The sequence below is a fragment of the Pseudoalteromonas sp. MEBiC 03485 genome (assembly GCF_004195145.1).
Classification (GTDB): Bacteria; Pseudomonadota; Gammaproteobacteria; order Enterobacterales; family Alteromonadaceae; genus Pseudoalteromonas; species Pseudoalteromonas apostichopi.
The window spans coordinates 624,433-635,684 of the sequence record NZ_SGBT01000001.1 but is presented as its reverse complement, the minus strand read 5'-3'; the positions used below and the strand labels follow the sequence as shown (position 1 = coordinate 635,684).

The following is an 11,252-nucleotide window of genomic DNA, read 5'->3' as shown; positions in this document are numbered from 1 at the left end:
TTAAGAGCGGCATATCGCCGCTCAAAGCAGAATTAAACGAGAGCGATTACAGTCCAAATACCGTAAATAACAATACTTGGCAGGGCAGCAAACAGTAGCGCCTTATTGAAAGTGAAATTAGTCCAGCTCTTCAAACCGATAGCTGCGATGAAAATGCTCCAAATAGAAAAGATATTTAGGCTCTCCAATAAGGTGTAAAATGGGTGACCAATTTCTAAACCAATTAAAAGTTGGTTAATCGAAGAGTAGTTCATTAGCGTTTGTGAAATTTGGTTAGTGCTTGCTGTAAGCACTAAGATTAAAAAGCCTAAGTAATAAATAACCAAAGGCATCATGGCCCACACACCAAAGCCATACCAAGCACCATAACCATAGTTAGCTTCTGGGTCTTGCTTAGATACAAATAAGTAGTAGCCTGCCATCAGAGCATTAATAACAGCCAAACCAATGATGCCACCAAAGATGGCAAACCAAACCTGCATATCTATGGTTTGCTCCATGCTTTGGCGAATCATTTTTTGCTCAGCAATAGTGGCATCAACACTGGCGGCTGCCACTTGTTGATCGATTAAAAATTGCGGGTCAGCTTTATTATAAAAAGCAAACATGCTGGCGGCGAGAATGCCGGCAAGTAAAATAAAGGCAACAAAAGACCAACCTTTTGCTTCTTTTAAACCATTAAAGGCTTTACTCGGGCTGATAAAAATATCAACCAATGCGGTCATTACATTTGATGATTTCATTTTTTATTCCTTGTTTTATAACATTTGTTTTTAGGTACTAAAATATCCTGTTTAGTAACAAATTAGCAATTTGTTTTGTAACTGTATGTTAACAGCTGTGATTAGTAAATCTGTGATATGGTTAAAGGATTAATTTGAATCGAACTTATTAGGAAAAGTAGGTCGTTATGGTGAATAGCAATGGTCGTTGTATTGATGAGTTGGTATTAGGGTTCTGGCGCTTGTTAGATTGGCAGGTAACGCCCCAGCAATGCTTAAGTTTTTTAGAAAATGCAATCGATATGGGAGTTTCACATACCGATCATGCTGACATCTACGGTGAATACGGTTGTGAAGCTGAATTTGGTAAAGCACTTAAACTAAAACCAAGTATTCGTGATGAAATCAAAATCATCACTAAATGTGGTATTAAGCCTGCGTTTGCAAGCCTAGGATTACAAGGCAAAGCAAACCACTATGATTCAAGTGCCGCGCATATTATTGCCTCAGCACAGCAGTCACTAAAAAACTTCAACACTGATCGTTTAGATGTATTACTTATTCATCGCCCTGATTACTTGATGAATGCCGATGAAATGGCACAAGCATTTAATACCCTAAAAGCAAATGGTGATGTGATTGACTTTGGTGTATCTAACTTTACGCCATCACAACTTAGCTTGTTACAGTCGCGTTTAGACTTTGAGCTTGTAACTAATCAAATTGAGTTTTCACCTTACGAAATGAAAGCCCTTGATGATGGCAGCTTAGATCAATGCCAATTGCTCGATATCAAACCTATGCTTTGGTCACCATTGGCAGGGGGGCGTTTATTCTCAAGTGATGATGAAAAAGCGGTACGTTTACGTGCAGTGCTAGAGCAGGTTGGTGCTGAAATTGGTGCCACAGGCATTGATCAAGTTGTTTATGCTTGGTTGTTAATGCACCCCAGTGCACCGTCTGTGGTACTTGGTACGGGTAACATTGAACGTGTTAAATCAGCGGTTGAAGCTAAGCAGTTCTCTATGAGCCGTGAACAATGGTATCGCATTTGGCAAGGCTCAACTGGTCATAGTGTGCCTTAACGAATAGCCCTAAACGAGAAAAGGGCCTTACGGCCCTTCGTGTTGCAGCAAGTAACACATTCTTTATAAAGTGAAGTCAACCGCGTAAGCGACGTACACTTTTACATCTGAACCATCGATGTCATTGTCTGAAAGACCGAAAGTAAAGCCGTCTTTCGACACTGAAACGCCGTAGTCGATGATGTCATCATCACCAATGAAATCCCCTGAGTAATGACCTAAATGAAGGGCCATTTCTGCACCGGTACTGCCAACTGGGAAGCTGTAGTCAGCATTTAAATAAAGTGAATCACCAAAGTCTGTACCGTCACCGCTAGCTGCTGATGTTGCTAGTACTGCTGCACCAAAGGTGAAGCTACCCATGCTAATGCTACCGTAGATTTCTGAGAAATCTGCATCTGTGTAAGATGCTGCATCTGGGTATGCATAATAAATGTAGCCAACATCGTAGCTAAAGGTTTCATTGATTTCACCGCCAAAACCAGCATAAAGGTCTAGCTCGTAAGTCATGTCGTCAGCCCAGCTAGCATTCGATACCCAAGTACCCGCATAAAAGCCAGATTCACTTGCGTAGTCGATACCACCTTGGATTGCAGCATCACCGCCAGTTTGCTCTTGACCACGCCATAAGTAATTTGACGTTGCCGCAGCGTTTGCTGTGACTTCTGCATAACTATATGTCGAGCTCAAAGTTAATAGCGCAAGAGCGCTTGCTGCGACCGTTTTTTTTAGTTTTAGCATGTTTCTGTATCCTGTTGTTATGTTGATTTTGTCCCATTTCAGATTGCAGTCTGGTTATTATTCGAGGACATTTATTATGTGTTGTCTGGATACGATATTGCACTGGTTGTGCCAAGTTCATTTTGAATAGGATATTTTATGCTTAAATGCTTTAAAAACAGACTTCTAAGATGGCTTAATTGAAAAAATAGTGGATATTTGAATTGTTCATGCGCACTTGTGTGGTGCAAAAAATAACCCGGTTGCACAATTGCGAAGCACCCGGGTTTCTCTTATTTGAGAGTGACTTAGCCGAAAATCGCTCGCATCAGACTAATAGTCTCTTCAACACTTCGGCCTTTTTCAACTTCACTGATGATTGAATCGCGCTTTGCTTTGATATGTTCAGGGATATCATCACTTGCTAATGCGCGGTCTACCAGTATCTCAGCTGATTCTTTGCCACGGCGTACGGTCTTTTTACCTGCTGAGCTCGTGGTACTCTTAGGTTTGTTTAACAACTTAATATAGTTTGAGTTATCGGCGGTACTTTTATCTGCATAATAAAAGAAGCTAGGTAATAGGGCTTTAATTTCAACTAAAGATTGCTCAAGTTCATTTGCGGCGCTAGCCATTTTGAACCAAGGCATATTATGGATTGCTTCTACAATATCTTGCCAGTAGCGCTCAAAATCACGGTTATTTAATTTGGTAATACCTAGTGCCCCACAAAGGGCATCAAGTTTACTATTTACGATTGGTGTAAACACATCAGGTCGGCGCATCGCAAGTAAGCGAGTTGCAGGAGCAAGCGTTGGCTTTTCATCGCTACCATTAAATGCCATCAAGTATGCAACCATAAAGTGTTGATAATGCTCTTGGGTTATTTCGCCTTCAAGTGGAATGTGCGCTAAGGCTTCATCGAATGCACCAGGCAAATCACTCAACATTTGGTGAAAGCCTTTTGCGTTCTTCGTAGAAGCAAACCATTCAACATCGAAGTTATAGCTGCTTGGATCAAGCGACGCACTGTGTTTACCTGAAAACGCTAAACGGTCTTCAGGGATCATCTCTTTTAATGATTGTGATTTAATCGCTGCAATGTAATTAGCTAAACGTAGTTGCTCATCAAGTGCCACAAGCTCTTTATGCTGTTCGATGAAGCCTGCGATAACTGGCCATGGTGCAACTCTTAAGGTTTTTAATTGCAAAAAGCTGATGGCAGAAATTAATAAGTCATGAAGTTTCTTAAGTGTCGGTAATTGCTTATCTTCTAATAGATCGTAGTTAATGCGATCGCGGCTTGCACTTAATAGCTCATAGCACCAGCCTAAAAAGTCTTCAGGGTGGTTTTCTACTTTAACTGCCATTAGGTTTAAGCTGATATCAGAGGCCTGCTTGAGGATGTTTTGATAAATTTGACTTTCTTGCTCGCCAAGCGCCATTTTTGACGGTGAAATAAGCAGTTTCTTCATGCTTAATCGATACTCCAGTTTTGACCAAATTAGGTTGTTTGATTTTAGTACACAGGGTGCAAAAACAACAGGGTCGTGCATCATACCGAAGTAATGAAATGATGCAATCTTACTGATAGAGCAAGATTGCGATTGACTTGATTAATTAATCATTATCATCAAGTGTAAATAATTGCTCAACGGTAAGTTCAAAGTGGGTTGCAATTTTTAACGCGATAATAACCGAAGGTATAAAGCGGCCTGTTTCAACTGTGCTAATGGTTTTACGTGATACTGCAATGGCATCAGCGAGTTCTTGCTGCGATAAACCCTTCTCTTTACGGAATTTAGCGATATTATTTTCCACTATTATACCTAGTCTCTACTCTGCCAAAGAATTGATACGCCGTATACTAAACACATTTGAGCGAGGTAAAATGTGGCCATCATGCTATGAGATACATTTAAAGCAAGGTCATCAGACAATAAAAAAATAACCCCCATGCTAAAAAGTAATCCAAGAACCACATGTTTATAAGCGATGGTATCAATTGTCTTTAAAAATTCATCGGTATACATAAGGCGATACCCAAGTTTCCATGTAAACCCACCTCTAATCACAAACATAAAAAATGAACCTAAAAAAGCGGCAGCGCCGATAAACAGTAAAGGTGCTGATGTTTGCTTAAGCATTGGGTAAACACTAATGATTAATAACGTAATTCCCATGAATATTGAAAACCATGCGTTATGGCTCATAAACTTTTCTTCCGTTTGTATATCTTGCTTAGACATAATCTTTTCCTTTTTGATTTAAATGTAACCTCTAGGTATCAATGTAACCCTAGGGTATCATTCGGTCAAGATTTATTTGTAACCTAAAGGTATCAAAATATTTCAGCGCTGATTCATGTTCTTATACCTAAGCTTGTTTACAAACCTTTTTGTGGGTTGGGCAATGCATTTGCGCCTAACTCCCGCTATGATATGAACATTGTTTGCCCATTTTTAAGGATGATTATGAAAACCTTACTGAAAGTTGTTGGTGTCATTTTCTTATTACTAATTGCATTAGTAGTCGCAGCACCATTCCTCATTCCTACAGACGCGATATTTAATAAAGTATCGGAGCAAGTAGAACAAACCACAGGTCGTAGTCTGACTATTAATGGCGATAAAAAGCTGTCGGTATTTCCATCATTAAAGCTAGAACTGAATGATGTAAACTTTGCCAATATGCAAACTGGTTCGCAAAAAAATATGGCAAGTATGCAGCAACTTGCTATCCGTATTCCTTGGATGTCGTTATTTGGCGGTGAGTTTAAGCTAGATAAATTTGTTATTAACGAACCAACGATTTTGTTAGAAACCGATAAAAATGGTAAAGCAAACTGGCAGCTATTTGATGCGGTTGCAGAGCAACCACAGACTGAGCAGCAAAAGAGTTCTGGTGCCGTTAACTTACCAGATAACTTTGATATTGAGCTTGGTGAAGTGGCAATTTATGGTGGTACCTTTACTTATCTAGACGGTAAAACTGGGGCAAAACAACAGATAAGTGATTTAGAGTTAGCCATTTTATTACCTTCTCTTCGTAAAACCCTTGAGTTAAAAGGCGGTATTACCTATATGGGTGAGCGTTTTGATTTGGATGTAACGCTAGATACACCCGTAAAAGCGATTGAGGGCGAAACCTTTAATGTCAGCACTGAGGTTGATTCACGCTTGATCGATTTGAATTTCAAAGGGGCAATTGCAGAAATGGGTAATGATGTGCAAGGGCTTCTATCTGTCAGTGGTGACTCAGTTAAAAACATTGCGAATTGGCAGGGTGTTGAGCTTAATGCTAAAGAGAATGCTTTCAATGCGTTTAATGTAAAAGGTTCAATGCATTTAAAAGGTGAGCAGTTTAAACTGGCTGAGCTACTTGCCACCCTAGATGAGCTACAAATTAAAGGTAAAAGCGATATTAAGCTTGGCGACCGTTTAGTTGTAAATGCCGATATTGATTTAGGCATGCTTGATTTAAACCCTTACTTACCTGAGGGGGTAGCTAAAGAAGAGCAAGCAGAACCAGCCTCAGATGCGCCAGCGCAGCCAATTGTTTGGGATGATACAACAATTGATATGAGCGGCCTAAATGCACTTGATGCAAATGTTGTTGTGCGTTCAAGTGGTTTAAAAGCAAATGATATTACACTTGGCGAAAACCAGTTAACAGTGAACCTTAAAAATGCAGTAGCTAACATCAGCTTAGATAAGTTTGTTGCATACGAAGGTAATGGCAAAGGTGTAATCACCGTTAACGCTAAGCAAACACCTTATAAAATTAGCACTAACTTTTCTTTAGATAAAATCGATGCACAGCCATTACTTACTGATGCGGCCGGTTTCGATAAGTTAATGGGTAAAGGCTCTTTAAACTGGGATCTAACGACCACAGGTCAAAGTCAAAAAAGCTTTATTAATGCCCTTAACGGCAAGGTGGGCTTTGAGTTTGCAGATGGTGCAGTGAAAGGAGCCAATATTGCAGAGATGGTTCGTAAAGCAAAAGAGCTGATTAAGGGTAATTTAAGTGCGGTATCAGAAGGCCTGGATACTGGCTTTGATAACTCACAACAGACAGACTTCTCAGCACTTAAAGGTAGTTTTGTATTCACAAATGGTATTGGTGAAAATACAGACTTATCTCTATTAAGCCCGCTTATTCGTATTACCGGCTCAGGTAAGATTGATTTACCAATGACCACTGTAGACTACCGTTTAGTGACGGGGATTGTTGATTCAATCGAAGGGCAGGGTACGACAGATGACAGCACTGGGTTTAAAATTCCTCTGCGTATAAAAGGCCCATTCCATGATGTAGGTTATAGCTTAGATGTGAGTGAGGCTGCTAAAGAAGAAGTGAAAGAAAAAGCCAAAGATAAAATAAAAGACAAATTAAAAGGTCTATTTGGAAATTAATAAAATTTAATTAAAGTCAAAAACAGGGCGCATTAGCGCCCTGTTTGTTTTATAATCAATAACAAACCAGCAAGTCGCTGTAATTCCTTAATGCAAGCAGCACGATTAATTCCAAATTAATTAAAAAATAACCTACCACTTCCTTGTCATTGCTGCTACAATTGCCCGCCCTTAAGAGACAACTTGCTTGTTTTTTGAGTGGAATTTAACCGAAATGTCTTGATTTTAAACAGAATTAAGGCGTGTTGTAATTTCTACACCGGAGGTCATTAACATGATCCAAATGCAAACTCAGCTGGACGTTGCTGATAACAGCGGCGCTCGCAAAGTGCAGTGTATTAAAGTCCTTGGCGGTTCGCACCGTCGCTATGCAGCGGTTGGCGATATCATCAAAGTTTCTGTAAAAGAAGCTATTCCTCGCGGTAAAGTGAAGAAAGGTGATGTTAAAAACGCGGTAGTTGTGCGTACTAAAAAAGGCGTTCGTCGTCCGGACGGTTCTTTGATCCGTTTCGATAGCAATGCTGCTGTTATCTTAAATGATAACTTACAGCCAATTGGTACTCGTATCTTCGGCCCTGTGACTCGTGAACTTCGTACTGAAAAGTTCATGAAAATCGTTTCACTAGCACCAGAAGTACTATAAGGAGTCTATCATGGCAGCAAAAATCCGTCGTGATGACGAAGTAATCGTACTAGCCGGTAAAGACAAAGGTAAGCGCGGTAAAGTGCTTTCAGTTGTTACTGAGTCTGGTCGAGTATTTGTCGAAGGCATCAACTTAATCAAGAAGCACCAAAAGCCGGTTCCACAGTTGAACCAAGCTGGCGGTATTGTTGAGAAAGAAGCGTCTATCGACGTATCAAACGTTGCGATCTACAACTCGGAAACGGGTAAAGCAGATCGTGTAGGTTTCAAGATTGAAGATGGTAAGAAATTACGTATCTTTAAATCTACTGGTAAAACTATCTAATAGTTGGAGTAGAATGATGGCGAAACTGCATGAAGTATATAAAGACAAAGTAGTCGCTGAACTTCAAGAGAAGTTTGGTTTCAGCTCTGTCATGCAAGTCCCTCAGATCGAAAAGATCACATTAAACATGGGTGTGGGCGAAGCTCTAGCTGACAAGAAGATCTTAGATAACGCTGTTGCGGATCTAGAAGCAATCTCTGGTCAGAAACCTCTAATCACTAAAGCACGCAAATCAGTTGCAGGCTTCAAAGTGCGTGAAGGTTACCCAATTGGTTGTAAAGTAACCCTACGTGGCGAGCGTATGTGGGACTTTTTTGAGCGTTTGGTTTCAATCGCTATCCCGCGTATCCGTGACTTCCGTGGTGTAAGTGCTAAGTCTTTTGATGGACGTGGTAACTACAGCATGGGCGTACGTGAGCAAATCATCTTCCCAGAAATTGATTATGATAAAGTAGACCGTGTTCGCGGTATGGATATCACAATCACTACTTCTGCGAAAACAGATGATGAAGGCCGTGCGTTGTTAGAAGCGTTTAACTTCCCATTCAAGAAATAAGGGTAGGGTTATGGCAAAGAATTCTATGAAAGCGCGCGAAGCAAAGCGCACTAAATTAGTTGCTCAGTATGCTGAAAAGCGTGCGGCACTAAAAGCTATCATCAGTGATGTAAATACATCTGACGATGATCGTTGGGACGCGGTATTAAAGCTACAAGCTTTACCACGTGATTCTAGCTCTTCACGTCAACGTAATCGTTGTAACGTTACGGGCCGCCCACATGGTTACCTTCGCAAATTCGGCATGAGCCGTATCAAAGTTCGCGAAGCAGCTATGCGCGGTGAAATTCCTGGCCTTAAAAAGGCTAGCTGGTAATAGTATCACGGGAGTAAGACTATGAGCTTGCAAGATCCTATTGCGGATTTGTTTACACGTATCCGTAACGGTCAGTCAGCGAAGAAAGTATCAGTAACGATGCCAACTTCAAAACTGAAAGTAGCAGTAGCTAAAGTATTAAAAGATGAAGGTTATATCGCAGATTACGCTGTAAGCGGTGAAGCGAAGCCTGAGCTTTCTATCGATTTAAAATATTTCGAAGGCAAAGCTGTTATTGAAAATATCCAGCGTGTTAGCCGCCCTGGTCTACGTATCTATAAGAAACGTGACGAATTACCAAAGGTAATGGGTGGTCTTGGTATCGCTATCGTATCAACTTCTAAAGGCCTAATGACAGACCGCGCAGCACGTAGTGCCGGCGTTGGTGGTGAGATCATTGGCTTTGTAGCTTAATCGGAGGGGAACTATGTCTCGCATAGCAAAGGCACCAATCAATGTTCCTGCCGGTGTAGAAGTTACATTAAAAGGCCAGGACATCACAGTTAAAGGCAAAAACGGTGAATTAACTCGTACTATCAACGACGCTGTTGAAGTACAAGTTAACGACAACGTTATTACAACTTTACCTCGTGAAGGCGTAGCTAATGCATGGGCACAAGCAGGTACTGCTCGCGCTCTAATCAACAACATGGTTGTTGGTACGCATGAAGGTTACGAGAAGAAACTTCAGTTAGTAGGTGTTGGTTACCGTGCAGCAGCTAAGGGCAAAGTATTAGACTTAACTCTTGGTTTCTCACACCCAGTGAATTTCGAAGTACCAGAAGGTATTACGATTGAAACACCAAGCCAAACAGAAGTTCTAGTTAAGGGCGTAGACAAGCAGTTAGTTGGTCAAACAGCTGCTAACATCCGTGCATACCGTAAACCTGAGCCTTATAAAGGTAAAGGTGTTCGTTACGCGGACGAGAATGTACGCCGTAAAGAGGCTAAGAAGAAGTAAGGTAAGACGATGGATAAAAAAACAGCTCGTCTACGTCGTGCTAAACGCACTCGTAGAAATTATATTGAACAAGGCACAACGCGTCTTGTTATCCACCGCACGCCACGTCACATTTACGCTCAAGTAGTTACTGCTGAGGGTAATGTACTGGCTGCTGCTTCTACTGTTGAAAAAGCAATTAGCGAAACAGTTAAAGGCACAGGTAACGTTGCAGCTGCTCAAGCAGTTGGTAAAGCGGTTGCTGAACGTGCAGCTGACAAAGGCATCGAAAAGATTGCTTTTGATCGCAGTGGCTTTAAATATCACGGCCGTGTGAAGGCGCTTGCTGATGCAGCGCGTGAAGCCGGTCTGCAATTCTAGGAGTAGACAATGGCTAACGTAGAAGCAAAGCAACAACAGCCTGATTTGGCTGAAAAGCTAATCGCGGTAAACCGTGTGTCTAAAGTAGTTAAAGGTGGTCGTATCTTTAGCTTTACTGCACTAACAGTAGTTGGTGACGGCGCAGGTAAAGTAGGTTTTGGTTATGGTAAAGCACGTGAAGTTCCAGCTGCTATTCAAAAAGCAATGGAAAAAGCACGTCGCAACATGATCAGTGTAGACCTTAACGGTAACACGCTACAGCACCCAATCAAGGGTCGCCACGCGGGTTCTAAAGTATACATGCAGCCTGCTTCTGAAGGTACAGGTATCATCGCCGGTGGTGCGATGCGTGCAGTACTAGAAGTAACTGGTGTACAGAACGTATTGTCAAAAGCATACGGTTCAACTAACCCGATCAACATCGTTCGTGCAACGATTGCTGCTCTAGAGAACATGAATTCTCCAGAGTCAATCGCTGCTAAACGTGGTCTTAGCGTTGACGAAATCACGGGGTAAACCATGGCTAATAAAACTGTAAAAGTAACACAAGTAAAGAGCTCTATCGGTCGTTTACCGAAGCATAAAGCTACATTACGTGGTCTTGGTCTACGTCGTATCAATCACACTGTTGAGTTAGAAGACACAGCATGTGTGCGTGGTATGATTAACCAAGTTTCTTACATGGTAAAGGTTGAGGGTTAATTCGATGCATTTGAATACACTTTCACCTGCTGCTGGTGCAAAAACTGAAAAGAAACGTCTAGGTCGTGGTATTGGTTCTGGTCTTGGTAAGACTGGTGGCCGTGGTCATAAAGGCCAAAAATCACGTTCTGGCGGTAAAGTTCGCGTTGGTTTCGAAGGCGGTCAAATGCCTATGCAACGTCGTCTACCTAAATTTGGTTTCACTTCACGTAAATCATTAGTATCTACTGAAGTTAACCTTTTTGAAATCGCTAAAGTTGAAGGCGATGTAGTAGACGTAAACGCGTTACAAGCAGCTGGTCTAGTTAAAAAGAACATCCAGTTCGTTAAAGTAGTTAAATCTGGCGAAGTTTCACGCGCAGTTACCGTTAAAGGTCTTAAAGTGACTAAAGGTGCTCGCGAAGCTATCGAAGCTGCCGGAGGCAAGGTAGAAGACTAAGGAAG

At 41.4% G+C, this 11,252-nt stretch carries 17 protein-coding genes; 12 read left to right on the top strand and 5 right to left on the bottom strand.

All coding sequences use genetic code 11. From position 1 onward, the window contains the following. Positions 1–32: 32 nt before the first annotated feature. Entirely contained in the window at positions 33–743 is a 711-nt protein-coding gene (locus tag EVU92_RS02995) for a YIP1 family protein (RefSeq protein ID WP_130049947.1), read from the bottom strand. Between the two features lie 167 nt (positions 744–910). On the opposite strand from EVU92_RS02995, the gene EVU92_RS02990 reads away from it, so the two are divergent. Next, positions 911–1,807: an aldo/keto reductase gene (locus EVU92_RS02990; protein WP_205987917.1), complete on the top strand. Its 897-nt coding sequence runs from the start codon at positions 911–913 to the stop codon at positions 1,805–1,807. A gap of 63 nt (positions 1,808–1,870) precedes the next feature. Here EVU92_RS02990 and EVU92_RS02985 read toward each other — a convergent pair whose 3' ends face one another. From EVU92_RS02985 to EVU92_RS02970, 4 genes are all read right to left on the bottom strand, one after another. Then, complete coding sequence (locus EVU92_RS02985; protein WP_130049946.1) at positions 1,871–2,548, bottom strand: TorF family putative porin; 678 nt, start codon at positions 2,546–2,548, stop codon at positions 1,871–1,873. A gap of 287 nt (positions 2,549–2,835) precedes the next feature. After that, positions 2,836–4,002: a hypothetical protein gene (locus EVU92_RS02980; RefSeq protein WP_130049945.1), complete on the bottom strand. Its 1,167-nt coding sequence runs from the start codon at positions 4,000–4,002 to the stop codon at positions 2,836–2,838. Positions 4,003–4,147: 145 nt separating this feature from the next. After that, entirely contained in the window at positions 4,148–4,348 is a 201-nt protein-coding gene (locus tag EVU92_RS02975; RefSeq protein WP_130049944.1) for a helix-turn-helix transcriptional regulator, read from the bottom strand. An 8-nt stretch (positions 4,349–4,356) separates the two neighbouring features. After that, positions 4,357–4,776, bottom strand: coding sequence for a hypothetical protein (locus tag EVU92_RS02970; protein ID WP_130049943.1), 420 nt, complete (start codon positions 4,774–4,776; stop codon positions 4,357–4,359). 225 nt (positions 4,777–5,001) lie between these two features. Between EVU92_RS02970 and EVU92_RS02965 the strand changes: the two genes are divergently transcribed. The 11 genes from EVU92_RS02965 to rplO all read left to right on the top strand — a co-directional run bounded on the left by EVU92_RS02965 (position 5,002) and on the right by rplO (position 11,247). Further along, positions 5,002–6,945, top strand: a complete 1,944-nt coding sequence (locus tag EVU92_RS02965) for an AsmA family protein (RefSeq protein WP_130049942.1) — start codon at positions 5,002–5,004, stop codon at positions 6,943–6,945. 274 nt (positions 6,946–7,219) lie between these two features. Continuing rightward, on the top strand, positions 7,220–7,588 hold the full coding sequence (rplN, locus tag EVU92_RS02960; protein ID WP_010378257.1) for a 50S ribosomal protein L14: 369 nt from the start codon (positions 7,220–7,222) through the stop codon (positions 7,586–7,588). 10 nt (positions 7,589–7,598) lie between these two features. Then, a complete protein-coding gene (rplX, locus tag EVU92_RS02955; RefSeq protein ID WP_036974032.1) occupies positions 7,599–7,913 on the top strand; it encodes a 50S ribosomal protein L24 in 315 nt (104 codons plus the stop codon). Positions 7,914–7,929: 16 nt separating this feature from the next. Then, the gene (rplE, locus tag EVU92_RS02950) at positions 7,930–8,469 is read left to right on the top strand and encodes a 50S ribosomal protein L5 (RefSeq protein ID WP_054554390.1); all 540 of its coding nucleotides are present in this window, start codon (positions 7,930–7,932) and stop codon (positions 8,467–8,469) included. Positions 8,470–8,479: 10 nt separating this feature from the next. Further along, positions 8,480–8,785, top strand: coding sequence for a 30S ribosomal protein S14 (rpsN, locus tag EVU92_RS02945; RefSeq protein WP_130049941.1), 306 nt, complete (start codon positions 8,480–8,482; stop codon positions 8,783–8,785). Positions 8,786–8,806: 21 nt separating this feature from the next. Beyond that, a complete protein-coding gene (gene rpsH, locus EVU92_RS02940) occupies positions 8,807–9,199 on the top strand; it encodes a 30S ribosomal protein S8 (protein ID WP_054554388.1) in 393 nt (130 codons plus the stop codon). Positions 9,200–9,212: 13 nt separating this feature from the next. Next, positions 9,213–9,746: a 50S ribosomal protein L6 gene (rplF, locus tag EVU92_RS02935; RefSeq protein WP_054554387.1), complete on the top strand. Its 534-nt coding sequence runs from the start codon at positions 9,213–9,215 to the stop codon at positions 9,744–9,746. A 9-nt stretch (positions 9,747–9,755) separates the two neighbouring features. After that, on the top strand, positions 9,756–10,106 hold the full coding sequence (gene rplR / locus EVU92_RS02930; RefSeq protein ID WP_130049940.1) for a 50S ribosomal protein L18: 351 nt from the start codon (positions 9,756–9,758) through the stop codon (positions 10,104–10,106). Between the two features lie 9 nt (positions 10,107–10,115). Beyond that, a complete protein-coding gene (gene rpsE / locus EVU92_RS02925) occupies positions 10,116–10,622 on the top strand; it encodes a 30S ribosomal protein S5 (protein WP_036974018.1) in 507 nt (168 codons plus the stop codon). Positions 10,623–10,625: 3 nt separating this feature from the next. Beyond that, positions 10,626–10,808 carry a 50S ribosomal protein L30 gene (gene rpmD / locus EVU92_RS02920; RefSeq protein WP_016710201.1) on the top strand — a complete coding sequence of 61 codons (183 nt, stop codon included), beginning with the start codon at positions 10,626–10,628 and terminating at the stop codon, positions 10,806–10,808. Between the two features lie 4 nt (positions 10,809–10,812). Beyond that, entirely contained in the window at positions 10,813–11,247 is a 435-nt protein-coding gene (gene rplO, locus EVU92_RS02915) for a 50S ribosomal protein L15 (RefSeq protein ID WP_054554386.1), read from the top strand. Positions 11,248–11,252: the final 5 nt, after the last annotated feature.

Coding starts and splice junctions, on each gene's coding strand:
- rpsN (WP_130049941.1), top strand. CDS start 8,480: ATGGCAAAGAATTCTATGAAAGCGCGCGAAGCAAAGCGCACTAAATTA.
- EVU92_RS02970 (WP_130049943.1), bottom strand. CDS start 4,776: ATGTCTAAGCAAGATATACAAACGGAAGAAAAGTTTATGAGCCATAAC.
- rplX (WP_036974032.1), top strand. CDS start 7,599: ATGGCAGCAAAAATCCGTCGTGATGACGAAGTAATCGTACTAGCCGGT.
- EVU92_RS02990 (WP_205987917.1), top strand. CDS start 911: ATGGTGAATAGCAATGGTCGTTGTATTGATGAGTTGGTATTAGGGTTC.
- rpmD (WP_016710201.1), top strand. CDS start 10,626: ATGGCTAATAAAACTGTAAAAGTAACACAAGTAAAGAGCTCTATCGGT.
- rplR (WP_130049940.1), top strand. CDS start 9,756: ATGGATAAAAAAACAGCTCGTCTACGTCGTGCTAAACGCACTCGTAGA.
- rpsE (WP_036974018.1), top strand. CDS start 10,116: ATGGCTAACGTAGAAGCAAAGCAACAACAGCCTGATTTGGCTGAAAAG.
- rplF (WP_054554387.1), top strand. CDS start 9,213: ATGTCTCGCATAGCAAAGGCACCAATCAATGTTCCTGCCGGTGTAGAA.
- EVU92_RS02980 (WP_130049945.1), bottom strand. CDS start 4,002: ATGAAGAAACTGCTTATTTCACCGTCAAAAATGGCGCTTGGCGAGCAA.
- EVU92_RS02965 (WP_130049942.1), top strand. CDS start 5,002: ATGAAAACCTTACTGAAAGTTGTTGGTGTCATTTTCTTATTACTAATT.
- rpsH (WP_054554388.1), top strand. CDS start 8,807: ATGAGCTTGCAAGATCCTATTGCGGATTTGTTTACACGTATCCGTAAC.
- rplN (WP_010378257.1), top strand. CDS start 7,220: ATGATCCAAATGCAAACTCAGCTGGACGTTGCTGATAACAGCGGCGCT.
- EVU92_RS02995 (WP_130049947.1), bottom strand. CDS start 743: ATGAAATCATCAAATGTAATGACCGCATTGGTTGATATTTTTATCAGC.
- EVU92_RS02985 (WP_130049946.1), bottom strand. CDS start 2,548: ATGCTAAAACTAAAAAAAACGGTCGCAGCAAGCGCTCTTGCGCTATTA.
- rplO (WP_054554386.1), top strand. CDS start 10,813: ATGCATTTGAATACACTTTCACCTGCTGCTGGTGCAAAAACTGAAAAG.
- rplE (WP_054554390.1), top strand. CDS start 7,930: ATGGCGAAACTGCATGAAGTATATAAAGACAAAGTAGTCGCTGAACTT.